This is a genomic window from Bythopirellula superficialaquae, assembly GCF_059632245.1.
The window spans coordinates 1058779-1084407 of sequence record NZ_CP197426.1 but is presented as its reverse complement, the minus strand read 5'-3'; the positions used below and the strand labels follow the sequence as shown (position 1 = coordinate 1084407).

Genomic DNA, 25629 nt, shown 5'->3' with positions numbered 1-25629 from the left:
AACATTCATGGATCTTCGCACGGCAATTCGCTCGCTTCTACTCATCACTGCCTTTGTGGCGGTGAGTGATCATGCGCTTGCGCAAACAGCCGCGAGTCCCTCGGCGCTGGCCGGTCCTAATTTTCTGCCGGGCAATTTGGGAGGTCCTCAAGAATGGACCAGTCCTGAAGGACTGACTTCTTCGATTCAGATTATGCTGCTGCTCACCGTGGTGAGTTTGGCCCCTGCCCTGTTGCTGATGACCACCAGCTTTGTCCGCATCTTGGTCGTCCTCGGCCTGATGCGGCAAGCTATCGGCACGCAGCAGCTTCCTCCCAGCCAAGTCATCACATCCATTGCGCTCTTTATGACGCTCCTGGTGATGAGCCCCGTTTGGACGGCCGTCTACAACGATGCGATCAAGCCTTACACTGACAAAGAAATCGGCATGGAAGAAGCTTGGAACCGTGGCACCGAGCCGATTCGTAAGTTCATGGCTGATCAGATTGTTCGCACCGAAAACGACGACGACGTCTATTTGTTCTTGCGCTACATGCCCGAGGAAATCAATCCCGAGACCGGCGAGTATCCCGATTACGTTTACTATGGTGCCACCGGCGAAGAAAAGAACGTCCCGCTGCAAGCCTTGCTGCCCGCTTACATGCTCAGTGAATTGAAAACGGCGTTTCTGATCGGCTTCCAAGTTTATTTGCCGTTTGTGATTCTCGACATCGTGGTGGCCTGCGTGACCATCTCCATGGGCATGCTGATGTTGCCCCCCGTGCTGATTTCGTTGCCGTTCAAGCTGCTGTTGTTCGTGCTGGTCGATGGCTGGCGGTTGGTCGTGGAAATGTTGCTCGATAGCTTTTTCGTGCTGGGATAATCAATCATGGATCCACAACAAGCCATCGATCTCAGCCGCGAGGCGCTCTATATCGCCATGCTCATCGCCGCGCCGATCCTGGTCGCGGGCATGGTCGTGGGCCTCATCATTGGTTTGATGCAGGCGCTTACGCAAATTCAAGAACAAACGGTTGCGTTCGTGCCGAAACTGATCGCCATGGCGGTCGCGCTGGCACTCTCGCTCCCCTGGGTGCTGTCGCAACTTGTGAGTTATTCCGAACGGCTGATTTCGAACATCCCTAACACGCTGTAGCGGCGTCCCCCGCCTGATTTGTCATGACGTTGCTCGAAAAGCTGCTGCTCGTACACTTAGGCACTTACACGCTGGTGCTCGGCCGCGTTGGGGCACTCATCATGACCGCCCCCATCTTCGGCAATCGTTCGATGCCACTCCAAGGCCGCGCATTGATTGCACTGATGATTTCGCTGTTAGTCACGCCGCTACTGGCCAAGCATTCGACGGTCGACATGGGCAACCTGCCCGTCTTTACCAAGCATTTGCTGAGCGAAGTTCTCATCGGCATGCTCTTCGGCGTGGGAATCACGATCCTTCTCAACGGGATTCAAATCACGGGCCAAATCATCAGTCAACTCGGGGGCACGGCGATCGCCGAAGCCTTTGATCCGGAACTCGAAGAAAGCGTGTCTGTCTATTCGCAGTTCTTTTTCTTTCTCACGCTCACCATGTTTGTGCTACTCGACGGTCATCGCCTCACGATGGATGCATTGCTCGAATCCTTTCACACCTTGCCGCCGGGTGAAGCCAATCTTGGTTCCGACTATGTGAACGCCCTCACCATCTTGATGGGACAAAGCTTCGCGCTTGGCCTTCGCGCCGCGGCACCCGCGATGACCGCGTTACTCTTAGCCACTCTGGTGCTCGGTCTCATTGGCCGCACACTCCCGCAGATCAACATTCTCGCCGTCGGCTTCGGCGTCAACTCGCTGCTATCTCTCGGCTGTTTGTTTACGTCCGTCGGTGTGATCGCCTGGGCCTTCCCCCAACAAACGGGCACAGCTCTCGACGTTTTGAAGTCCGCGCTCACACCCGCTTCCCCCGCCCCTTAATTCGGTAGTAACGGAACATGGCCGAAGAGTCGGGCGAAAAAACACAAGACCCCACCCAGCATCGCCGCGACGAAGCGCGCAAGCAGGGCCAGGTCGTACACAGCCAGGACCTCGGATCGGCGGCGCTGCTGATCATCGGGGTGATGTTGCTGCGCTCGTGGGGTGGTGCCGCGGTGGACCTCGCTGGTGGCTTCCTCCGCCATCAGCTCGGCGACGTGCATCAACTCACCCTTCATAGCACCGACTGGATTAGCGAGTCACAATTCTTATTGAGCACTTGGGGGGCCGTGTTGCTTCCCATTCTCGGGCTCTTGGCGCTGGCTGGCGCTATGTCAAGCATCTTCCAAACTGGGTTCATGTTTGTCCCCGATCGCCTGTCGCCCGACATCAGCCGCCTCAGTCCTTTAAGCGGCCTCAAACGGATCCTTTCAATCTCCGGCGCGGTGAAACTTGGCTTCGGCATGTTCAAGATCACCATCGTTTCGGTCGTCGCGGCGGTTGTCGTTTATCAACGCTACGCCCAAGTGCTGTACTCCAACGATTTCGATACAGCCGAATTGGGCGTCTTCCTGGTTGATATTCTGCTGTCGACAGCCTATTGGGTGGGCATTGCCTTGTTCGTGCTCGCGATCTTCGATTACGCGTTTCAGAAATGGAAACACGAGCAAGACCTCAAAATGACTCATCGCGAGGTGCTTGATGAAATGAAAAACATGCAAGGCGATCCGCAGATTATCGCCCGTCGTCGCGCCGTGCAGCGGCAAATGGCCCTTAATCGCGTCGGCGACAAAGTCCCCAAGGCCGACGTGATCGTGACAAACCCGACCGAGCTCGCCGTGGCGATTCAGTACAAGCCCGACGAGATGCGCGCCCCCGTCGTTGTCGCCAAAGGGGCCGGAGTGATCGCCCAGCGAATTCGCCGCTTAGCGCTCGAGAACAACATTCCAGTGATCGAACGCAAGCCGCTCGCGCAGTTGCTTTATAAAGAGGTCGAGGTCAATCACCCGATTCCCGATTCCAGTTACGCCGCCGTCGCCGAAGTGCTGGCCTACGTCTATCAACTCCAAGGCCGCAAGCTGCCAAAGCTCCCCAAGGCCGCATAAGGTTAGCCGGCATCGTCCCGATGCCATGAAGTTCTGCGAGTCGCGCCTGACGACTTTTTCTCGCAACTCACGACTCACCACTCGCAACTACTTTTATTTGGCCAGGCGATTTGGCCGCGCGGATGTGGTATGAAGGACCGTAGACAGTAGGACTGTGGACGATGGTCCTTTTAGGCCGAAACAAGCTGTGCGCAGTTCCGGTACGAAGCGGCACAGAGCAATAGGTGCCGGAACTGCGCGGAGCTTGTTCACGGCCTACATCTACAGTCCTCCCAATTTGCTTTGCAACATTTAAGAGGCCGCAAACCAAGCAAACCTCGCAAAGCTGGCAAACCTGAAGAGATACTGTTAGCCAGATTAATGATTACGAGTCGGAGACTCGTACCACACTGGATTTAAAAAACAATGATTCATGACAAATCGAAATAAACCCGGACAAGTTGGAAGAGTTGGACAAGTTGGACGTCTTGAAATCAGTTTTTTCACATATCTTAATAGCTGTGGGCTGACTCGATGATTAATCTTCGAGATTCTTAATTAGCTCATTCTCAATTGCTCAACTTAAAAAAGTCGCGACCTAGCAATGCGTCAACAAAGCTAGGCCGCTAATCACCAACAACTATTTAGGAGTTGCGGGACTATGGCTGATTCTACGTATGTATCTGGGCTAATGTCGATGAGTGAGGCTTGTAGGTTCGCGGGATGCCATCCCAATACACTGCGAAAGTACGCGAACAAGCCCGTCGACGATGAAAAATTCTTGCCAGCGTTTAGGGTATTAGGCGGTCAACGTCGCTTCCGCCGAGAAGACCTCATTGAATTCTTTAAGATTAAAAATACAGAAGGAAATTGTAGTGAGGGGGGGAGGATAGCTGGTTATGCGAGAGTATCTTCCACTGGACAAGCGACCTTAAAGGATGGGGAATCATCGCTCACAAGACAGATTCAAGAGATTGAAAATTATTGTCTTGAGCATTATGGCACTAAGCCCGTTCTGTACTCAGAAACTTCAAGTGCCCTTAACTTCAAGAGAAAGCAGCTAACGAAACTCATCAGAGATATACTGGCAGGGAAATTAGATGTGATCGTGGCCAGTTATCGCGATAGGCTTTTTAGACTCGGATTCCATCTCTTGGAGACAATCTGTGAAGTTAACAATGTAAGAATTGTCATCATTAACAAAACTGAGGCTGTCTCCAATGTTCAAGAATTCGTAGAAGAGACAGCTATGTTTATCCAGCTAATGGCCAATAGGATGATTGCCGCTCGTGGGGCCAAAGTTCTCAAGAAACATATCAGCGATCAAACTAAGGCCCGAATCCATGAACTCAGGAATGAAGGCTTATCTATTGCAGAAGTCTCTCGCGTGATATTCAGTGAAGGTCACAAGGCGACCAATTCTAAGGGCGAGACTGTGATTGGCCCCGATGTTATCAGAAAGACCCTGAATGAGAAGTTGCAACTGGCGACTAACGAAACCACCGTTGAGAGGTATTACCGCGATTGTATTGAAGTGGCCAATGAGGATTGTCGAATTGAGAAAAAACTGTTGTATGAGAACTACTGCGATTGGACAAAAGCTCGTGGCTCGCGGCCTACATCCATGCCAATTCTGACTAAGGTTCTCAAAAATTTACAAGTGAAAGAATCAAATGTTCATGTTGGGGCCAACGTAGCTCTAGCTTGGGCAGGGATCAAAATAAAAAACAACAACTTGCACGTTATCGTAAGTTCTAGGGGCAACTACAAGCCACAGAAGCGATCAATCGAGAAGCAAAATCACTTCATTGAATTCGCCCAACTCTTGATTAATGATGGGGCGGAACTCACAAGGGGGCAACTTAACGCCAGATACTTGGCTCACTGTGAGCAAAACAACATTAAACCGATCAAGCTAAGACTAATTCCAGATATTCTCGCCAACGAATTCCAGATCGTGGCCCAACTCACTGGAAAATCCCATCGTTATTGCTTCGGTTCCCAAATTGACAAGTTATCAACTTCTGAACAAACAAAGGAAAATGATGGGGCTGATTCAATCACAAATCGACCCCAATTACCTCCCAATTCTGATTCAAATACTGCCCAATTATCACTTGATTCGGTAGCGATTGATTCTGGTCGAGATTCTTCTGAAATTGCCCCTAAGACTTCTCTTCTTCCTGTGGTTAATGCCGCGAATGCGGCTAAATCTTCTCTTGGCAGCGATTGTAAGAAAATGGCTTGCGGACGTCTTGATCATCGATCGATGGCGATCCGTTCGTCAGTACCCATACCGCGCGATGTAGTCGGCCCAGCGCTCGCGAATAACCTGCCGTTTTTCCTCGGGCAAATCGTATTGATTGGGCCGATAGTTTTTGACTTCGGCCAGATGTTTTTGCAGAGACGGTTCGATCTGTGAAAAGTCGTCGAGCTCCAGTTGTTCGTAAACCGCACGAACCGACTCCAACGGGTTTTTCACCAGGTCCTCGTATTTCAATTCGATGAGTTGATTGCCTGCGAGCAATTCGCGGTCGGTAATATAAGCCGCGTACATTCGTTCGAAGGTGCTCAGCACAAATTCATCGAGCCACAATTCATCACCCAAAGCCTGAACGCGCTGAACTTCGTTGAGCGATTTCCACAAACCAATGGTCGAGATAAACACTTCATAAGGATCACGTACGATATGCACGAACTTGGCTTGCGGATAAAGCTGCCGCAGCGTGCGGACTCGCGCCGTGTGCGGTGGAGACTTTACCACGATGCGGCGAGGATCGCGATAAGTCACGCGGCGGAAAAAGTTATGCAAGGCAGCACACCAATCTTCGCGCTGGGCATCGGTGAGGTTGTGCAGATCGAGATACTCTTCATCGGCGGGGCCGCGCTTGGGAAAGAGCATCGACAAATAGGGCGTTGGAACACCCAGGTTGCACAAAGCAAACTCGTCTTCTTGAGGACGCTTCCAACCCGCGGCCATGTTGTCCATGGGACGCCGTTTGGGGATGAGGATGCTCGTGAGGGGCGCAAGCCAACTTTCTGTAAGCACAAAATGATGGGGGACGAAGCACTGGTAGGTGCCAGGGAAAGTATGCCGTGGGTCGCGAATCAAAAGCTCGTGCAGGAACGTTGTTCCGGATCGCCAGTGCCCAAGGATGAACAACGGGGGTTGAGCGAGCTCGACTTTTGCGATCTTCGGCGAGTAAATCAGCTGATCGAGCGTGGCCAGCGCACTGTTGATAAACGAGATACCTGTGATGCTGAGCGCCGTGTGCAGCTTGCACAAGCCGACGTTGAAATCATTGCGAGCGAGTGTTTTCATCCACGTCGAGAAACACATCCCATGCCAGAAGCGGGGCGTGTACCACGGTACGGGATTCTTGACGACTCGCTTGTTGCGAGGAGCGGACAGTCGTTCGGAGATCACGCTCATCGCTACTTACTGATCTTGAAAGTCGGGAAGTTTATCGGGCAAACGTGTTGGGGAAGCGCGTCGCTGGGAAACGAACATTCTCGCGAGGCCAAAAATCATCGCCGCGAAAAGACAGACTCCAACAACCAAGCCCCAAAGACTCGGTTGCGCGGAGGGTTGTTTAAGCCACGTGACCGAAGCCGCCAGTATGATAGGAGTATAACGCTGTTGCTGGGTCTCTGTCTCCCCTGGGCCTTCGACGACTTTCCGCGAACGATACCGCCAGCCCTTGAAAAAGACGCCATCGAACCGCACTCCCGCGCGAATCGCGTCGCCCGTGGGAAAATCTGCTGGCAGTTGGGTCACGCAGCAAACCACCGGCAAGTTTTGCGAATCGGGCGTAAAAACTTCGAGTTCGTAGTACTCGCTGATTGGCTGTCCTACGGCAAGTTGTTCCTCGTCGCTTACGGATATCCGTACCGCACGACGAGCGGTTCCTTCGAGACGCACCAATTCACCCACCACTTGTCGGGGCTCCAAAAAAAGTGGTGCGACCGACGACAGGCCGAGGTCGGCTTGTTTATTGATAGCATTGGTCAACGCCACACTGTGTTTCGAGTCTGGCGATTTGCTGAGGGCAACTTGCCGGGCAATGCTGGCCAGCGTTTCTCGTGCGAGTTCGCTGGCCGGAATTTTTTGCAATATCGCGAGACACGTATAAAACGCTTGTGCCTCGCGGCCCTGTTCGGGAGAGACGAACGAACTCCCTTGCACGACATCGTCCCACAACGATGCATCCATGCCAAAACGAGCGAGCAGCAATTTGCCATCTGGCAGGCCGCTCGTGGGAAACCAAGCGAGATGGGTCGTCAAGAAAAGGGGCACTTCACCGTTGTGGAGCAGTACGCCTTGAAACGACACCGGTTCGGCAAGGGATTCGGTAAGGTTCCAGCGCTTGGGCACGCGAGTTGTTAACAGATTGATGCTGTTATTGTCAGAGAGTTTCAAACGACAACGAAAGAGAGTTTTGATGTCCGATTGTTCGGTGAGTTTGCTGGGCAAAGGAAGAGGTTCGATCGTTTCAACGGTTCCGGAGACTTCAAACAGTTCACCAAGGGCTTCAGAAGCATATTCTTGATCTGTCAGAATCCAGCTGGGTAGCTCGTTTCGATGTTGTTCGAGTCGCGCGACAATTTGCGAGATTGTCTTCCAGTTGGCTTCGGTTGGATCGTTGGCTGAGATGTTGGTGAGATCGTCTGGACCGATATCAACGATTTCGAGCAGGCCGCGAAAGCCATCCTTTGTTGAGCCTGTTTGGGCTGAGCAATGGCTGGCGACCACGACTAGAAAAAGTAGTGCAGTAAGGAGGCAGAAGGATTTCATCGCTCGGCCTTGGTGATTTCAGGAGGGAGTTTAATGACAATGTTTTGCTTGCCGAGAGATGAAGCTGATCGCCGAGATTGCCGCCAAACGAACCAGCCGACGAATGACGCTATCGCAGCGCCGATAACAATTGCGGCCACGATATTTTGCCAGTTCACGTTCTGCCGTTTGATCGGGATAACTGTTTGAGGTTGCCATTGAACGTTATTAGCCAAAATCACCGGCGCGAGGCCTAACCCATCTTGCCAAGCGTACGACCAGTTCTTGAAGAAGATACCGTCGACTTGCAAGTCGGCGTTTATCTCGTTGCCGCGCGGAAATTTTGCAGGGAGGTCCAAACTGTAAACAATTAGCGGCCAAACTCCGCCGCCCGTTGGTCGAATGACAAGACGATGATATTCGTCGATCCCCATGTCATTGGTTGGAGCTTTGATCGATTCCTCGCGCATGGCCGTGCCAGTAATAGTAACGATCTTGCCGCGGTAGGTGTCTGGTTGCTTGATGAATTGGGCGTATGTGATTTCACCGAGGGATTCTTGCTTGAGATTTTTTGCGGGCAGTGTTTGAAGATGTTTAAGAGTCTCAAACCACGCGGCATTCTCTTCCACACGGAAATAGGTATTGTCCTTTACCGCTGACAAATCAACAGCGGTTGACTTGGAGGAATTAGCCACTGAGGCCGTTTGTGGCTGGATCGGTTCGGTAGATATGGGGGCTAAGATCGCCACTTCAGAGTCGACAATTGAACCGCGAGGGGATTGAACTATTGGTTCTTTTTGGGTTGAGGGTGTAAACAACGAGTCAATCTTTTCGACGGTTTGGGGCTCCTGAAGAAAACGCATGAAGAAGACAACCAGACAAGCAGCCGCGAACAGCATCCACAGCCGCCAACGCTTGCGCACGGGGCCACGGCTTCGTCGTTGTTGTTCAATAGGTGAGCCAAATCTCAGCAAAAGTGCTTTTCCCTTAGTAGCGAATTTCAAACTTGTCGTGATCAATATTCAGTGTAGTTGGCTAGTTCGGCCGGGAGCAATCAAGCCTTATAATCGTTCTATTCGGCATAGTTTACCCGTTTCCTTGCCACCGGGGCTGCTGTTCCCGGCCTGAACATTGTGTAAAATAACTTATTCTGCCGGAACAGAAGAACTCCCCTCGGATCCACCAGACATGCCGCGTGATAGTCGGGCCCACGCTGGTTCGTTGCACGAATGCGCCGTCCTGTATTTGAGTTCCTTGCTTGCCGAGCGTAGCAAGGTCGGGTGGAAACTCTGTGCGTATCTTGTGGTGTGGGTAATCGTTGTCACCACTTCTGTTGCTTGGGGGCAAGACAAAAAAGCCCCCGACGCCGACGTTCCCACGCGTTTTCTGGAGAAGTTGCGCGAGCGGGGTTGGAATGACGTGGCCATCGATTACCTCGAACAGGCTGAAGATGATCCGCTCACAACACAAGAATTTCTAGCTGACCGCGACTATCATCTGGCCGTAACGCGAGCGGCTATGGCTCGTCAAGCGGTGGGAGAAAATGAACGCCAGAATTTACTGCAACAAGCAGCCGAAGGTTTTCAAAAGTTTGCCAAAGAGCATTCTAGCTCTCCCCAATACATTTCCGCCTTGAGCCAAGTGGGTAACATGCTCACCGAGCAAGCGCTGGCCATGCTCAACAAGGCCGATCGGCTACCCAAGGAAGCGACGGCAGAACAAGAATCGCTTCGCGCTAGCGCTCGTGAGAATATTCAGCAAGCGGCAGATGCGGTGAATCAACTCTTGACGAGTATCGACGACCAATTGTCTCAGCTGCCCCGCGGAGCAGAACTTCAGGCCGACAAGGGTGCCGCGGCACTTAAACAAGACCTGCTAGCCAAACAAGCCGAGGGACGTTTTCTGGCGGCGAATCTAAAGTTTGAAATCTCGCGAGCTTATCCCATCGATGCTCCGGAACGAGAACTAGCACTTGATACTGCTGCGGCATCGTTTGCAAAGCTGCGTAAAGACTATGAAAACAAGCTGGTCGGTTTCTATGCAGTGCTTTATGAAGGGCGATGTTATCAAGCAGCTGGGGAGTTGAATAAGGCCCTCAAGACATTTGGCGAGCTCGTCAATCAGCCCGTCGGCCAGGCGGATTTTCGCAGACTTGTCGCTCGTGCGTATCGGTATCGTGCCGAATGCTATTTGGCCGAAGGGGAATATAACAAGGCGATCGAGGAATGTAGCGAATGGCTCAATCAGGCGAGTTCCGATGAGCTGAAACAGCCCGAATGGTTGGCGGTCGAATATCAATTGGCGACGGCTTACTCCGCCAAGGCGAGCAAGGACCCCGGCGGCGAAGATGCCAGTCGCCTGAGGACTGATGCTCGAAAACTCTTCCGCGAAGTGTCGCGGCATCCTAGTGAATTTCAGGATGATGCACGGACCGCATTAGCTCTATCGGGGAACGACGATTCCACCCAAGTAGAGGTGACAGGTTTCGCCGATGCGTTTTCGGCTGGTAAGGCGGCAATTGAGCGAATGTCTTCAGCTCAGCTGGCTGTTAATCTTGCAAAGGACAACAATCCCGAAGGCGTGGCCGATATTGAAGACCAAGTCTCGGCAAGCCGACAACAAGCGATCGATTACCTGCAACAAGCCTTACCGTTTATCGATGAAAAGATCTCCCAAGATGATGCTGCGGCGGCACGTTATTACTTATGTTGGCTGTACTGGGACACCGGCAAGAGCCAGCAGGCTGCTGAATTAGGCCAGCTCATTACCGACGAACATGCCGAGACTCAATATGCACCTACGGCCGCCCGAGTCGCGCTCGGTGCGTATGAACGGCTTTACTTGGAAGCAAAGCAAGCCAATGCGCCCGATGCCGATGTTTATGCAGAGAAGCTTAGGAGTATCGCCGAACTGATTATCGAGCGCTGGAACGATACCGAAGCAGCGACCAATGCCACAGAATTGCTGATCTCCCTTGCGATTCAAAAGAACGAATTCAATGAAGCTGACCGTCTACTCAATGAATTGCCTGAAGAGTCCCGAGGAGCGGCGGGGCTGAGTTTGGGCGGTTCATTATGGAGTCAGTACCTCCAGAAAGCTGCCAAATCACCCAATCAGACAACTGCGCAAATCGAAGGTCTCAAGAATCGGGCAGGAAAGCTGCTCTCAGCGGGTTATGAAGCGTTTGCAAAATCCTCGGATCTCACGACCGCCCAAGCCGCAGCAGTGCTGTATTACGTCCAGTTTCTCTTGGCCAGTGGAGACTCTGCCAAAGCCATTGAGGTGTTAGAGAATCCCTCGATTGGTCCTTTGGGTGTGATCAAACGGGGGGGCAAGGACGAGAAAGGACGGGCGTTTGCTTTAGAAACAACCAAAGCGGCACTGCGGTCGTATGTCTCTGTAGACCCTCCAAGGACTGATGATGCCATCGCCATGATGGAGCAATTGGAAAAGATCACCGGGGATTCCCCAGAGGCTAGCAAGCAACTTACGGGAATTTATGTGACTTTAGGATTGCAGCTTCAAGATCAAATCAAGCAGCTCACCGCTGCCGGAGAGAAAGCAAAAGCAGCAGGGGTTGCCGCGGCATTTTCAAGCCTGCTCGAACGAGTGGCACAACGCGGCGACTCGAAAAGCTGGGCCGTGCAGAATTGGCTTGCTCAGACCAGTTTGCAACTGGGCAGCGGACTGAGCGGCAAAGATGCTGACCGCTATCTCAGTCAAGCGGAAGACGCCTATCGCAAGATACTAGCCGAGATCGGCAAAGACCCAAGTTTCGCGCCCAATGAATTGGCCTCCTTGGCGGTAAGAAAAAAACTCGGTGAAACATTGCAAGCTCGGGGCAAATTTGCGTTGGCGGTGGAAGAATATGCCAAGATTCTTCAAGAGAAACCTAACATGCTCGAATTGCAGCAGGACACCGCAGCAGCGTTGCAGGCCTGGGGAAACGTCGCCAAAGATCCAAAGACGTTGGAGAAATCGATCCATGGTATGACCCCCCAAGCCAACGGCAAGAACTTGATTTGGGGCTGGCTGCAGATTGCCGTCGTTTCTGATGCCGCCAAACGGCAAGCCTTGCATCCTCGAGGTGACACGCCCCCGAATCAGGACTCAGCAGACAAATTTCAAGAACTCTATTTCGCAGCTAGATATCATGTCGTCGAAACACGTTTTCAAGCGGCGAAATTGTCTGATGGGGAGAGCAGAACCAAGCAACTTGAAGCTGTTCGTCAGAATATTAATGCCCTGAAGCAGCTTTACCCAGATTTAGGTGGCGCCGATTGGCAAGCAAAGTTTGAGGCACTGTTGAAAGAGGTTAATGTTTTGTTGAAGGAGGCAGGGAAATGAACAGTTTCACGAGAATTAGCCTCGCGGTTGTCATTGTTTCCTTTTCAACGATCGCACTCCACGCTCAATCGACGGATCGCGTGCAGCGTGAGAGCGGCATCGATTCCGGGCAGATTACGGCAGTCACACCGCTAGGGGTTACGATTTCCAAAGGGGGTGTTACCAGCAAAATTCCCGCTGAGGAGATCGAAAGGATTCAATACGCCGAGGAACCGCCAGAACTTAATAGCGTGCGTACACAGTATCGCCGTGGGCGCTATGATACGGCGCTGGAACGTCTTCAAAAAATTGATCGTTCGAAAGTCACGCGTCCTGAAGTAATTCAAGATCTCGATTTTTACACTGCGGCTTGTAACGCCAATCTGTCGTTGGCGGGTAAGGGCGATCTAAAGAAATCGATCAATGAGATCGGCGCTTTTCTGAGTGGCCAACGCACGAGCTACCATGTTCCTGCGGCGATTGAGTTGCATGGCGATCTGTACCGCGCCGCAGGTGATCTGGATCTCGCTCGCAAGAAGTACGAAACTTTGGCCAAAGCACCCTCTCCTTACTACAAATCGCGGTCGGCCTTGTTGGTTGCGCAGCTCCTGCAAGAACAAGGAAACCACACGGAGGCCCTAGCCCAGTTCGAAGGCTCTCTCCTTGCCGCCGGAACAAACACTTTGGCCGACGGCATGAAAAAGGAAGCGACCTTGGGCCGGGCCGTGAGCCTGGCGGCCACGGACAAAGTGGGCGAAGGAATCACGGTCATCAGGCAAGTCATTCAACAAACTCCTCTCAACGATACTGAAGCATTGGCTCAGGGTTATAACGCCTTAGGGGATTGTTTACTGGCGGCGGGTAACAAACGGGGCGCCCGAGAGGCTTTTTTGCACGTTGATCTCTTGTTCAATGTTTCCTCGGCAGAACATGCCAAAGCTCTTGCTAGGCTGACGGATCTCTGGAAAACACTGCGTCAGCCGACCCGAGCGCAGGATGCCCAGCAACGGTTAAGCGACGAATATCCGCTAAGCCGTTGGGCGAGATGATAAGAGGAGTTGATTGTGGGAATTGTAGGGGCGCAAAGTTTGACATAGCGGTTGCATTCCGAGTTGGCCCGGCACGGTCCCCAGAGTACATTGAAGTTTCTAGCGATATTTTTGAGCATCCTTTTCGGATTGCGGAGCAGTTAATCATGCCAATGTTGCGTTCAGTTCGTCTCTTCTTGCTGTTGTTGGTCGCGATCTTTCATGTTTGTTCAGGGCCATCGACTCTTAGGGCTCAGGAGGAAGCTGCAGTGGTCGTCGAAGAAGATGCGGCTCCGGTAGCAGAGGCCGAAGTCGAGCAGATTAGCTACTTGCAATGGGCCGCCCAATCGCTGGGATGGATGTATGGCATCGCGTTTCTGGGTATGTCCTTTTCGCTGGTTGCTTTGATCATCATGAATGCGCTCTCGTCGCGGCGCTCGAATATGGTGCCGAGTCTGCTCATTGAGGATTTCGACAAACTGATCGATGCCAAGCAATATCAACAAGCTTACGATTTGGCAAAAACTGACGAATCGTTTTTGGGTCACGTGCTGGCAGCCGGCATGGCCAAGGTTTCCGCCGGATATGATGCAGCCATCGAGTCGATGCAAAATATCGGTGAGGAAGAAAATATGAAGGTCGAGCATCGGCTCAGCTATCTGGCCTTGATCGGGTCGATTGCACCGATGGTGGGACTTTTGGGAACAGTCGACGGCATGATCATGTCGTTCAAAGTCATCGCCAATACCACGACCGGTGCTCCTGATCCTCAGTCGCTGGCCGAGGGGGTTGCGACCGCGTTGTTTACAACGTTGGTCGGCTTGCTGTTGGCGATCCCGGCAATCGCGGCATTTAACATACTGCGAAACAGAATTGCCCGGAATGTGTTGGAAATCGGCGTCGTGAGCGAAGAAATGATGAGTCGTTTCAAGAAGTCGGCCTAAGCATTTGTCTTGGAGAAAATCGCCATGCGTATCAGGCGAAGAGGCCCGCAAGGTATCGTCGAAGGGGATATGACCCCGATGATCGACTGCGCGTTCCAATTGATCTCCTTTTTCATGTTCGTGCTGAATTTTAACGACGTTGAACAAGACCAGCGGGTCACACTGCCGGCCAGCGAATTGGCCAAGCCACCGGTTGCTCCCTACGACTATCCACTGACGATTCATCTCACGAAGGACGATCACTTTGTCTACGGAGGAGAAGAACTTACAACGTTCGACGCCTTGCAATCTCAGCTTCTCAAAGAAACACAGATTATCAATCGGCTGACTGACAAGAAGATTGGCGACGTGACCGTCATTATCCGTGCCGACGAGGATGCCAAAACTGGGATGGTGCAGAAGGTGATCCAGGCATGCCAGAAACTCACCTTCGAGCGATTTGCCTTGCGCGGAAAGCAAAGTGAAATTCGCACAATCGGTGGCGGATAGTAGGACGTTTCCGGAACTTCTTGCTCCTTGTGCTTCACATATTGAATCGTTGCTATGAAATTCAACAGACACAGCCGCCATGACGAAGTCTTCGTGCAGATGACGCCGATGATCGACATTGTGTTCCAGTTGATGGTGTTCTTCGTCTTCACGTTTAAGATCGTGCTGCCTGAAGGGGATTTCAACATCCGCATGCCGTCGGCTCAGCAAAGCTCGGCCAGCACTCCTAGCGAATCGCCGCTCTTGAAAGTGCGGCTGCGAGCCGACGAGAACGGCCAACTGGCTGGCGTGCAATTGGGAGACGTGGCGATTGCGGGTGACGCCCCGTTCTATCAACTGCAATCTAAGATTCGCAGCCTGATCGGCGACGCGGCGGGCCCTGGTTCCTCGGATCAGGAAGTCGAAATCGACGCCGATTTCAACTTGAAATACCGTTATGCCATGAACGCGATCACGGCTGTTACGGGTTATGTCGACGACAACGGTGAGCAGCATAAACTCGTGGAACGGGTGCGGTTTTCGCCGCTGGCGACACAGGGCGAGTGAGGTCCTAGTGTCGTGGCGAAAATTTCGGGCACGGACTCTCGCATTCACTGTTTCCCCGAAGGTATAATCACCCCCATGAGCACAGCCCAATCTTCTTTGTTCGAAAACGGCGATGCCGTGATCACGATCGTGCCGCTCGGTGAACTCACCAACGGCCAGGAAGCCGATTTCTTTGCTTTGCTGGCGGCTAAGGAAGAACTGACCACGCGCGACGGCAAGCCTTATTACCGCGTGACGTTCCGTGACGCGGCCCGCGAAGTGAGTTTTCCCATCTGGAGCGACACGAGTTGGGCGACCGTTTGCAAGGAACAATGGGCCGTCGGCGAGTTCTATAAGCTGCGTGCCCTTTATCGCGAAACCAACTACGGGCCGCAATTGGAGATTCGTAAAATTCGCGGTGTCATTGATGCCGACGCCAATGATGGATTTACTCCGGCCATGTGCCTGCCGGCATCGCGTTTCGATCCGCAGGAAATGTACGACGAGTTGATTGCCATCACGCGAGACATGATCGACGACGAGGAACTGTCGAACTTCGTGCAAGCGATCCTGGAACAATATCAAAGTATTTTACTGACCTTGCCCGCGGCGAAGTATCACCACCACGCGCATTTGGGTGGGTTTTTGGAACACGTGCTGAACGTGGCGAGATCGTGCGTTTACTTCGCGGAAAAATACACCGACCTGTACCGCGATTTGCAGCCGCCGTTGGATAAGGGCCTCATCATCGCCGGCGGGATTCTGCACGACATCGGCAAGGTCCGCGAATTGACGACCACTCCCGCGGGTGCTGAATACACGGCTTCCGGGAATTTGATCGGTCACATTCTGCAAGGCCGCGACATCGTTCGCGAAACGGCGCTTCACTACCCTCTCGATCCTGAAAAACTCCTTCGTTTGGAACACATCATCGTCACGCATCAGCGTCTGCCGGAATGGGGTTCCCCCAAACCGCCGATGACGCTGGAGGCCTTCATCGTTCACCATGCCGACGATCTTGACGCGAAGCTGCACATGATGGTTCTCGCGATCGAAGACGACGCCGAAGGACCATTCACGACGACTCGCAATCCGCTGCGGCAGAAAATCTATCGCGGCGGCGGCTTGGAAGACGAGTGAGAAATTCTTCGGTTGTCTCGTTTCAGCAAGCCATTTTCTTACAATCGCTGCCAAGAGAAGATTTAGCCGCATTCGCGGCATTAACCACAGGAAGAAGAGAAGTCTTAGGGGCAATTTCAGAAGAATCTCGACCAGAATCAATCGCTACCGAATCAAGTGATAATTGGGCAGTATTTGAATCAGAATTGGGAGGTAATTGGGGTCGATTTGTGATTGAATCAGCCCCATCATTTTCCTTTGTTTGTTCAGAAGTTGATAACTTGTCAATTTGGGAACCGAAGCAATAACGATGGGATTTTCCAGTGAGTTGGGCCACGATCTGGAATTCGTTGGCGAGAATATCTGGAATTAGTCTTAGCTTGATCGGTTTAATGTTGTTTTGCTCACAGTGAGCCAAGTATCTGGCGTTAAGTTGCCCCCTTGTGAGTTCCGCCCCATCATTAATCAAGAGTTGGGCGAATTCAATGAAGTGATTTTGCTTCTCGATTGATCGCTTCTGTGGCTTGTAGTTGCCCCTAGAACTTACGATAACGTGCAAGTTGTTGTTTTTTATTTTGATCCCTGCCCAAGCTAGAGCTACGTTGGCCCCAACATGAACATTTGATTCTTTCACTTGTAAATTTTTGAGAACCTTAGTCAGAATTGGCATGGATGTAGGCCGCGAGCCACGAGCTTTTGTCCAATCGCAGTAGTTCTCATACAACAGTTTTTTCTCAATTCGACAATCCTCATTGGCCACTTCAATACAATCGCGGTAATACCTCTCAACGGTGGTTTCGTTAGTCGCCAGTTGCAACTTCTCATTCAGGGTCTTTCTGATAACATCGGGGCCAATCACAGTCTCGCCCTTAGAATTGGTCGCCTTGTGACCTTCACTGAATATCACGCGAGAGACTTCTGCAATAGATAAGCCTTCATTCCTGAGTTCATGGATTCGGGCCTTAGTTTGATCGCTGATATGTTTCTTGAGAACTTTGGCCCCACGAGCGGCAATCATCCTATTGGCCATTAGCTGGATAAACATAGCTGTCTCTTCTACGAATTCTTGAACATTGGAGACAGCCTCAGTTTTGTTAATGATGACAATTCTTACATTGTTAACTTCACAGATTGTCTCCAAGAGATGGAATCCGAGTCTAAAAAGCCTATCGCGATAACTGGCCACGATCACATCTAATTTCCCTGCCAGTATATCTCTGATGAGTTTCGTTAGCTGCTTTCTCTTGAAGTTAAGGGCACTTGAAGTTTCTGAGTACAGAACGGGCTTAGTGCCATAATGCTCAAGACAATAATTTTCAATCTCTTGAATCTGTCTTGTGAGCGATGATTCCCCATCCTTTAAGGTCGCTTGTCCAGTGGAAGATACTCTCGCATAACCAGCTATCCTCCCCCCCTCACTACAATTTCCTTCTGTATTTTTAATCTTAAAGAATTCAATGAGGTCTTCTCGGCGGAAGCGACGTTGACCGCCTAATACCCTAAACGCTGGCAAGAATTTTTCATCGTCGACGGGCTTGTTCGCGTACTTTCGCAGTGTATTGGGATGGCATCCCGCGAACCTACAAGCCTCACTCATCGACATTAGCCCCGATACATACGTAGAATCAGCCATAGTCCCACAACTCCTTAATAGTTGTTGGTGATTAGCGGCCTAGTCAGTCTGATCACTGATTAGGTCGCGACTTTTTTAAGTTGAGCAATTGAGAATGAGCTAATTAAGAATCTCGAAGATTACTCATCGAGTCAGCCCACAGCTATTAAGATATGTGAAAAAACTGATTTCAAGACGTCCAACTTGTCCAACTCTTCCAACTTGGCAGGGTTTATTTCGATTTGTCAGTGTTCATTTTTTTTCGTGTGTGGTTAGTCGATTGATGTTAGCGCGCAGCTTCGCCTTCGAGACTACGCTGAGTGCGGTGATTGTCATTCCCGCGCAGGCCGGAATCCAGATGTAGGCCGTGAACAAGCTCCGCGCAGTACCGGCACCTATTGCTCTGTCCCGCTTCGTGCCGGAACTGCGCACGGCTTGTTCCGGCCTACAAAAAACCATCGTCCACAGTCCTACTGTCTACGGTCTTTCTTACCACATCCGCGCGGCCATTTCAGCAACAAAATTTGGCCGGCTCGCCTCACTCAATCAACTGCCAACCGTGATCCGCGGGATCGAAACCCTCGGGAAACTTTGTGGCCGCGTCGTAGCGAGGTGGTGTGGATTTGTCGAACACGCAAGATTCAAGCGAGTTTGCGTCGATCGTATTCAAATGGCAACCGATGAATTCCGTGTTATTCAGGCTGACTTGCTGAAACGCGGTCGACGCCTTAGGGCAAACGATCAGCGTCTTTGCGAGAGACGCATTATCGAAATTCACCTCTTGAAACGATGCTCCCTCGCCACTCAGTCGAGAGGATCTTAACACCGCATCGCGAAACGACGCCAATTGAAAGGCTGAGACGCCACCTTGCAAGTTCGTGTTCTTAAGATTGGCTTTCTCAAAATTGGCAAGTTGAAATCCTGAATCCCCTCCCCTCGCATCAACCCCATCAAGCGTAGCGCCGCTGAAATTAACGCGCTGGAAGGCACCGGTGCCGATCATGAGCGAATTCAAAATACGAGCATGGGAAAAATCTGTTTCACTGAACGAGCTTTCCAATCCTTCAAGTCGTAAATCGTCGAGCACAGCGTCACGAAAATTAGCTTTCGCAAAGAGTCGCGACACCGCCACGACTGGGTGCTGACCCTGAAAAGCATGCCCAACGAACTGGCCGTTTTCGTAAGCCTCGCCATCTTTCCAATGCACGGCATTCACTCGCGACGTGTCTTCGCGATCGATCCACCTCATGGCTGTTACCACTTGTCCTGCTCTCAAGTGCTCGAGTTCAGGATTGACGATATTTGTACGCAAATCGATCCCATCGACTGCTTCGTAATCAGGATGGCTGAACTTCAAAAGCACAGGCGGTATTGGTCGCGAGTTTAGTAAACGCATCTTGTCGAAAATCAGCTCCGTATCAGTCGGTAGCTCGCCAACTTCCCATCGGCCCTCCGCGTCGGTAAACACGGCGTTGCTTCCGTACGCGATCCACTGATCACGAACGGGGCGACGACCGGCTTCTGGTTCAGCAGGCGTAATCGAAAATTGGCTGGCAACGGCATCAACGACTTCGACTTTGACCCCCTTGATCGGCATGCCGACGGAATCGTGCACAACTCCGCCGATTGTTGTTCCGGGGTTCATCCGGAACTCAAACGTCTCGGGAATTTGATCGCCATCGGTCTGATATTCCTTGTGCCAATCGGCGAACAACGGCACATACCCCTTCTTCCGCGCCCAAAGCCGCAAACCCTCCGACTTGCCGGGGAGTCTAACCAAGGCCTGGCCCTTGTGGTCAGTAATGTAAATCTCGTTCTCGATTTTTACCTTCTGTACGCCATCGGCCTTGAAAACATAATTGCGACGAACACTAACCTCCTGAAGTGGCTTGCCATCACTATCGACGACTTTCACCAGCATTTTACGTTGCTTGTGAGGATTCTCTATGCCAATCTTCTGCCCCGGCTCCACCGGCAAATCGTCAATCTCCGTCCACTCGTAGTCGCGCGTTTGAAATTCGAAACGTTCGATTTGGTCAGGTTTCAACCCTCGAAAAGTCGCGGGGGACTGATAGATTTGGCCAGCACTGTAGCCTCCGCGACCGGCCGTGTCGTGAGTCTTACCCTGTTTGTCGATGGCGACAATCCGGAACGCCACATCGAAAAAATTATGCGAGATGATGATCGTGGTTCCCTCGGCACTGGCCATCGGCGATGAAAACACAATGCTCTTACCGCCCATCAAGCCAGAGGCACTTGAACCACTGCCGTTGGTTTCGGCCACGGTATTCCAATTTCCTCTTGCTACCCCAACTCGCAGTCCGATTGTTTTCTGGTTTTCGTCGAGTCCGAAATAGCGTGTTCGATAGATCCCTGGTTTGTGTTCACTGTCGAAATTAAGATTTCCTCCCGCGGAAGCTCGTGCTCCAATAATGTTCCAGGTCATGTCGGTGTCATCCTCCGACGGTACATCGACGCGAATCGCAATCCGCCGCCACACTTTATCCTGCGAGGCAACAGTGCTCCCTTTCGACCACGTGAACGGCACTGACTCCAAAATTTCGCCTTCCGCGTTCCACCACCGTTGCGGCTCTTCATTGTGGGTACCAATCGCAAGAACTTCGACCATGGGCTTATCGGATTGCTCACCTGCTGCCACAGACTGTTTCTCGTCTTTCACAGGCTCGGCGGCGTTCTGCCAACTCAGTGGTGCGACCGCCATCAATCCCAAGCCAATGACGAGCGCCAACAATCCTGAGCGCGACACGCGGATTGGCTCGCGCAACGGTTCGCCAAAGAGCCGGGCCACGCGGCGGCGTAATTCCGACGGACGGCCGCCCGACGCGGCAAGCGCCGCAAGTTCAGGCCGCTGATCGGTTTGCCCACTCAATTCCACGATTCGTAACAAAGCCTGGGCGTATTGCACTCGGCTCGGCGACGATTGATCCGCACCGCGACACGTTTGCTCGTCGCAGCAGTACTCGCGGTAGATGCTGATTTGCCGGCTGAGATACCAGAGCGCGGGATTGAAAAACAGCACCGCCTCGGCCAGACGCTGCAAAAGATTCACCCACATGTCGTGACGGCGCACGTGGGCTAGCTCGTGGGCAAGAATCATTTCGAGTTCGCTGGCTGTTAGCCCCGTGAGTGCCGACGTGGGAATCAAGATTGTTGGCCGTAGCAGTCCCACGACTTGCGGCACGATGATGTGCTGTGCCTCGGCAAGCCTCGGTAGCACACGCAACGACCACGAGCGGGCGAGCAGCTCGAGCGCCGCGACAAGTGGGCCACTACTGATCGGCTGAGCAAGACTTGCCAACCGCTGGGCTTTCCAAACCCCCTGCCCCACGCGGAGCAGCATGACGACGACTCCCAACAGATAAACCCCCAGCAGCCACGGAGCGATCGCAGCGAAACCGACCGATGTTGCAGCCTGATGGCTGACAATTGCTGCGGCTGATGAAACAGGCTCTGAATCGGCACGTGGTTTAGCAATCTCCCTCGGTGGCAACACCTCGTGGGATTGCGCGGGCCAACTTGTTTCGTTCGTGGCAGCAAGAGTCTCGTTGACGACCAACGAATCTGATCCAAGTTGCCAATAAGTGATCGGCAAGGCCACGATTGCGAGCAACATCGCACCGACATACACAGCATAGCCGCGTTCTGGTTTGTCTCGGCGTAAGCGACTAACCAGCAGAACGGCGCAAGCGGCCAATAGCGAGACTTGCCACAAGGAATGCGCCAGCATCAAACAGATTCGGTTGCACAACTGGGAATCAAAACCTAGTTCCAGGAACGCATTCATGACTTTTGCTCCTTGGCTTTGCGATTGATGAGACGCCGCAACTCGGCCAGTTCTTCGCCATCGAGATCCGTGGTTTCCAAAAGATTGAGCACCAACGCCTGCGGCGAGCCATCGAACACGCGCGATAAGAGATCGCCAACGAATCCGCCGGAGATATCTTCTTTCGCCACCTTGGGGGCAAACAAAAAAGCCTTTCCTTCTTTCTGGCGGCGCAAGAATCCTTTGCGGACCATGATGTTGAGCATCGTGATCACGCTGCTGTGCGTGAGGGTCCGCTCGGCCTGCTGCTCTAAACGCTCACGAACTTCCCGCACGGGAAGCGGTGCTTCCTGCCACAGAACCTTGAGGATCTCGAGTTCCAGCTCCGTGGGCTGCTCCGACGTAGGTCGTGGCATGAGTAACTCCAAAAAAAATCAGTAGGAAACGCCGATCACGGAATTGTTTACAGGAGATCGCAGAGGTAGCAGAGTTTTTTAACCGCTAATATGCGCTAATAATCGCTAATGATTAGCGCATATTAGTGAAGATTAGCGGTTTAAGAATTCTTCTCTGCTTTCACCTGTAAAAAGATGTGTTCAATTCCTGGCAAATGTTTTAATTCTTTAGATGATCGTAGCGAGACGCGATCTCTCTCGTCAAGAGAAACTTTGAAAAAATTAAAAGATGGCCGACGGCGAGCCGTCAGCGCGGGCAACGACGCGTAGCTTTGGTCGGCTCGGAGTTAGACAGTCGACTGAAATTCGAGGCGCACGACTTCCATGCTGGGGTCGAACATCGAGCGGGCTAAATGGACGACCGCTTGGACTTCGTCGGTTAGGCCCACCGTGTCGCCCTCGTTGATTTGCTTCTGTTTGCCAAGCAGATAGTGAGCCACATTGTAGGCGTATTCCAGCATGATTTGCGGCTCGCCGGGGAAGTCGCGAATTTCGATCTCCAATTTGCCCAACGCTTCAAGTCCGGTCGTGTAGAGCCGACCATTGCCGTCGGGATCGCGCTCGACGCGGAAATCAATCCACAAGAATAACGGCAGATCACGCGGCGACATCTGCTGGGCTTGATCAAGAAACGCCTGCGGCGGATGCACAAGCCGCCCCGGTCCCCAGAAAACGCCTTGCACCGGCGCCGTGCCGACCAGCCCGCTCACCAACTGCGTGAGCGCGATGCTCTTATCGATCGACTTACTGCCTTCATCGACGAGTGCGACGAGCAGATGAGCTTGATGATCTTTGAGGGCTTCGGTGGCATCGGGCCAATACCAAGCCGTGGCGCAGGGGCCTTCCAACTGCGACCAAGGGACCGGCCGTGGCACGAGTGTGACGGCGGCTGTGTAATCGCCGATTGTGCACGTGAAAAGATTGTCGGTCGATCCTGCTTCGACCAATTTAGGAGCGTAGGGATACAGCTGGCCAATGAAGCGCACGACATCGCCAAACGCCGGCAATTCCGGCTCGGAAAGCATTGCCAACGACAACCAACGTAAGGGATTGCTCATAGTCACTTTTTCTTTGCCTGCACAACACGCGGCAAGCCGGCAATATCTTTAACCGTCTCCGCTATCTCAAAGCTGCCGTTGGATTGGATGAGTGCTTCTACCCGCTGGGCATTGTCGGCTCCCACTTCCATCAGCAGCCACCCGCTGGGGTTCAATCGCTCCGCGGCTTGTGGAATCAATCGTTCGATCACTTCCGTGCCGTTGACACCTCCATCAAGCGCCAGATGGGGCTCGTAATCACGAACATCGGACTGAAGCGTCGGCATGTCCGCGCTGGCAATATAAGGGGGATTACTCAGCACGAAATCAAACTTAGCGTCGTTGGGAACCGCAGCGAACAAGTCGCTTTCCATAAATTCAACCCGCTCGACCACGCCATGCTTTTCGGCATTGCGCCGGGCGACTTCGATTGCCGCGGGGCTAATATCCACGGCGGTCACTTGAGCATTCTTAATCCGCTTGGCCAGCGTAATGGCGATGATGCCGCTGCCGGTGCCAACATCAGCGATGCGTATGCTTTGGCTCGGCCAAGATTTGGCCAAATCAATCGCCCGAACAACGAGCGATTCCGTTTCGGGTCGTGGAATCAACACGTCAGGCGTGATTTCGAACATCAGCGAGAAAAACTCGCGGCGACCAACAAGATAGGCGACCGGCGTTCCCTTCGCCCGCATGCCAACAAGTTCGCGAAAGGACGTGCGGATCGCTTCGGGTGACTCTTCTTCAAACGCGGTATAGAGCTCGATCCGCTGGCAACCGCGTGCGTGGGCGAGCAGCACTTCCGCGTCGAGACGGGGGCTGTCAGCCCCTTTGCCGCGCAGAAAATCGGTCGTCCAATTGAGCAGCCGTCCCACGGTCCAAACATCGGCGGTGGGTTTTTCGTCGGCCATCAGCTCATTTTATTAAAGATAGAACGCTGATAGACGCGGATTTGGCGGATCTTCGCAGATTCACAAAGAGATAGGTCGAATCCGTGAAAATCTGTTTAATCCGTGTTCGTCTGCGTTCTAAGTATTGGTTAATTACTCATCCGTGCCAAAGGCATCGCGAACCTGTTGGCGTTCGTAATCCACGAGCGCGTCGGTCACGGGTTGCAGGTTTCCCGCCAAGATTTGATCTAACTTATACAACGTCAGGCCGATGCGATGGTCGGTCACGCGATTCTCGGGAAAGTTGTAAGTGCGAATCCGCTGACTACGGTCACCAGAACCGACCAGCGAGCGGCGTTCGTCGGCCCGCTTTTGGTCTTCGATTTGGCGCTTGGCTTCGTAGACGCGCGACTTGAGCACGCGCAATGCCTTGGCCAAATTCTTGTGCTGGCTCTTTTCGTCCTGGCATTGGACGACGATCCCCGTTTCGAGATGCGTCAAACGAACGGCCGATTCTGTTTTATTGACATGCTGACCGCCAGGTCCGCTTGCGCAGAATTTGTCGAGCCGATAATCGTCGGGCTTGATTTCGATTTCCACGTCTTCGGGCTCGGGCATCACGGCGACCGTTGCGGCGGAAGTATGAATTCGTCCTTGTGTTTCTGTTTGGGGAACGCGCTGCACGCGGTGGCCGCCGCTTTCGTATTGCAGTTCGCGATAGACGCCCTCACCCTCAAGACCCAAGGTGATTTCTTTGAATCCCCCCAGCTCGGTCGCGCTCATTTCGATAATTTCCACGCGCCAGCCCTTTGTCTCGGCGTGGTACTTGTACATTTCGTACAAATCGCGGGCAAAGAGAGCCGCTTCGTCACCGCCGGTTCCGCCACGAATTTCCATTACGCAACGGGTGCGGTTGGCGTCGGCACCACCGAGCGTGAGCAACAATAACTCATCCCAATGGGCTTCACGTTCTTCGACCAGTGTCGGCAGTTCGGCCTCGGCGAGTTCGCGCATCTCGTAATCGTCGCCGGCGATCATCTCGCGAGCATCGGAGATTTCGCTGTTGAGCTCTTTGAAGCGGCGATACTTGTTGACCAATTTGGCCAGCGAGCCATGTTCGCGCGCCACGGCCGCCATGCGCGGGCCACTGGCCTGGACCTCGGGATTCATCAATTGTTGCTCAAGCTCAGTAAACCGAGCGAGCTTTGCTTCGAGGAGGTCTCGCATATTAACCAGATTAAGAAGTTAGGGGCCAAGGGTGAGGAATCGACGCACCAGGCGTCTCGCAATCCACACTTGGACCAGCTACTTCTTGTCGGCGGCCTTTTTGCCTTTGCCCAAGCTCGCATAACCCGCGGCGGCAAACTTGTTCTTGAACTTCTCGATGCGGCCAGCCGTGTCGACGAATTTCAGCTTGCCCGTGTAGAAGGGATGGCAAGCGTTGCAGATATCGACCTTCAATTCCTTGCGAATGCTGCCAGTGACAAAGGTGTTACCGCAACCGCAAGATACTTTGGTATCGTAATATTGAGGATGAATGTCTGCTTTCATGTCGATCTCCCGCCGGCTTGGATGGCCTGGCTAGGCTATGTCCTGTGAACTTAGAGAACTTGA

20 protein-coding genes and 1 pseudogene are annotated in these 25629 nt (G+C 52.7%); 11 read left to right on the top strand and 10 right to left on the bottom strand.

All coding sequences use genetic code 11. The features are described 5' to 3' along the window. The first annotated feature begins 7 nt into the window (after window positions 1–7). The 5 genes and pseudogenes from fliP to SH678x_RS04460 form a co-directional block, all read left to right on the top strand. The gene (fliP, locus tag SH678x_RS04480) at window positions 8–862 is read left to right on the top strand and encodes a flagellar type III secretion system pore protein FliP (protein ID WP_496921688.1); all 855 of its coding nucleotides are present in this window, start codon (window positions 8–10) and stop codon (window positions 860–862) included. Between the two features lie 6 nt (window positions 863–868). Next, complete coding sequence (fliQ, locus tag SH678x_RS04475; RefSeq protein WP_496921687.1) at window positions 869–1135, top strand: flagellar biosynthesis protein FliQ; 267 nt, start codon at window positions 869–871, stop codon at window positions 1133–1135. Between the two features lie 23 nt (window positions 1136–1158). Continuing rightward, entirely contained in the window at window positions 1159–1950 is a 792-nt protein-coding gene (fliR, locus tag SH678x_RS04470) for a flagellar biosynthetic protein FliR (RefSeq protein WP_496921686.1), read from the top strand. A 17-nt stretch (window positions 1951–1967) separates the two neighbouring features. Next, the gene (locus tag SH678x_RS04465) at window positions 1968–3053 is read left to right on the top strand and encodes an EscU/YscU/HrcU family type III secretion system export apparatus switch protein (RefSeq protein ID WP_496921685.1); all 1086 of its coding nucleotides are present in this window, start codon (window positions 1968–1970) and stop codon (window positions 3051–3053) included. A 640-nt stretch (window positions 3054–3693) separates the two neighbouring features. Then, window positions 3694–4332, top strand: a pseudogene (locus tag SH678x_RS04460) (IS607 family transposase); the annotation flags it as partial. 984 nt (window positions 4333–5316) lie between these two features. Here the strand turns inward: SH678x_RS04460 and SH678x_RS04455 are convergent. Genes SH678x_RS04455 through SH678x_RS04445 form a run of 3 tightly spaced genes read right to left on the bottom strand, consistent with a single transcriptional unit; the run spans window position 5317 to window position 8729 of the window. After that, entirely contained in the window at window positions 5317–6465 is a 1149-nt protein-coding gene (locus SH678x_RS04455; RefSeq protein WP_496921684.1) for a sulfotransferase family protein, read from the bottom strand. Window positions 6466–6471: 6 nt separating this feature from the next. Beyond that, the gene (locus SH678x_RS04450) at window positions 6472–7827 is read right to left on the bottom strand and encodes a hypothetical protein (RefSeq protein WP_496921683.1); all 1356 of its coding nucleotides are present in this window, start codon (window positions 7825–7827) and stop codon (window positions 6472–6474) included. Continuing rightward, complete coding sequence (locus tag SH678x_RS04445) at window positions 7824–8729, bottom strand: hypothetical protein (RefSeq protein ID WP_496921682.1); 906 nt, start codon at window positions 8727–8729, stop codon at window positions 7824–7826. Before SH678x_RS04445 ends, SH678x_RS04450 begins: the two co-directional genes overlap by 4 nt. A gap of 265 nt (window positions 8730–8994) precedes the next feature. Between SH678x_RS04445 and SH678x_RS04440 the strand changes: the two genes are divergently transcribed. The 6 genes from SH678x_RS04440 to SH678x_RS04415 all read left to right on the top strand — a co-directional run bounded on the left by SH678x_RS04440 (window position 8995) and on the right by SH678x_RS04415 (window position 16258). After that, window positions 8995–12153, top strand: a complete 3159-nt coding sequence (locus SH678x_RS04440) for a tetratricopeptide repeat protein (protein ID WP_496921681.1) — start codon at window positions 8995–8997, stop codon at window positions 12151–12153. Further along, window positions 12150–13181 carry a tetratricopeptide repeat protein gene (locus SH678x_RS04435; RefSeq protein ID WP_496921680.1) on the top strand — a complete coding sequence of 344 codons (1032 nt, stop codon included), beginning with the start codon at window positions 12150–12152 and terminating at the stop codon, window positions 13179–13181. Before SH678x_RS04440 ends, SH678x_RS04435 begins: the two co-directional genes overlap by 4 nt. 146 nt (window positions 13182–13327) lie before the next feature. Beyond that, on the top strand, window positions 13328–14104 hold the full coding sequence (locus tag SH678x_RS04430; RefSeq protein WP_496921679.1) for a MotA/TolQ/ExbB proton channel family protein: 777 nt from the start codon (window positions 13328–13330) through the stop codon (window positions 14102–14104). A 24-nt stretch (window positions 14105–14128) separates the two neighbouring features. Beyond that, the gene (locus SH678x_RS04425; RefSeq protein WP_496921678.1) at window positions 14129–14593 is read left to right on the top strand and encodes an ExbD/TolR family protein; all 465 of its coding nucleotides are present in this window, start codon (window positions 14129–14131) and stop codon (window positions 14591–14593) included. Window positions 14594–14647: 54 nt separating this feature from the next. Beyond that, window positions 14648–15139 carry an ExbD/TolR family protein gene (locus tag SH678x_RS04420; protein ID WP_496921677.1) on the top strand — a complete coding sequence of 164 codons (492 nt, stop codon included), beginning with the start codon at window positions 14648–14650 and terminating at the stop codon, window positions 15137–15139. 75 nt (window positions 15140–15214) lie between these two features. After that, on the top strand, window positions 15215–16258 hold the full coding sequence (locus tag SH678x_RS04415; protein WP_496921676.1) for a 3'-5' exoribonuclease YhaM family protein: 1044 nt from the start codon (window positions 15215–15217) through the stop codon (window positions 16256–16258). Window positions 16259–16280: 22 nt separating this feature from the next. On the opposite strand, the gene SH678x_RS04410 is transcribed toward SH678x_RS04415, so the two are convergent. The 7 genes from SH678x_RS04410 to rpmE form a co-directional block, all read right to left on the bottom strand. Further along, a complete protein-coding gene (locus SH678x_RS04410) occupies window positions 16281–17870 on the bottom strand; it encodes an IS607 family transposase (protein ID WP_496921675.1) in 1590 nt (529 codons plus the stop codon). Window positions 17871–18387: 517 nt separating this feature from the next. Beyond that, the gene (locus SH678x_RS04405) at window positions 18388–21654 is read right to left on the bottom strand and encodes a M56 family metallopeptidase (protein ID WP_496921674.1); all 3267 of its coding nucleotides are present in this window, start codon (window positions 21652–21654) and stop codon (window positions 18388–18390) included. After that, entirely contained in the window at window positions 21651–22049 is a 399-nt protein-coding gene (locus tag SH678x_RS04400) for a BlaI/MecI/CopY family transcriptional regulator (protein ID WP_496921673.1), read from the bottom strand. The genes SH678x_RS04405 and SH678x_RS04400 overlap by 4 nt, the downstream gene beginning before the upstream one ends. A 326-nt stretch (window positions 22050–22375) precedes the next feature. Next, on the bottom strand, window positions 22376–23146 hold the full coding sequence (locus SH678x_RS04395; RefSeq protein WP_496921672.1) for a DUF4261 domain-containing protein: 771 nt from the start codon (window positions 23144–23146) through the stop codon (window positions 22376–22378). 2 nt (window positions 23147–23148) lie between these two features. Next, on the bottom strand, window positions 23149–24036 hold the full coding sequence (gene prmC, locus SH678x_RS04390) for a peptide chain release factor N(5)-glutamine methyltransferase (protein WP_496921671.1): 888 nt from the start codon (window positions 24034–24036) through the stop codon (window positions 23149–23151). 132 nt (window positions 24037–24168) lie between these two features. After that, a complete protein-coding gene (gene prfA / locus SH678x_RS04385; RefSeq protein ID WP_496921670.1) occupies window positions 24169–25242 on the bottom strand; it encodes a peptide chain release factor 1 in 1074 nt (357 codons plus the stop codon). A gap of 78 nt (window positions 25243–25320) precedes the next feature. After that, window positions 25321–25566, bottom strand: a complete 246-nt coding sequence (gene rpmE, locus SH678x_RS04380; RefSeq protein ID WP_496921669.1) for a 50S ribosomal protein L31 — start codon at window positions 25564–25566, stop codon at window positions 25321–25323. Between the last annotated feature and the right edge of the window lie 63 nt (window positions 25567–25629).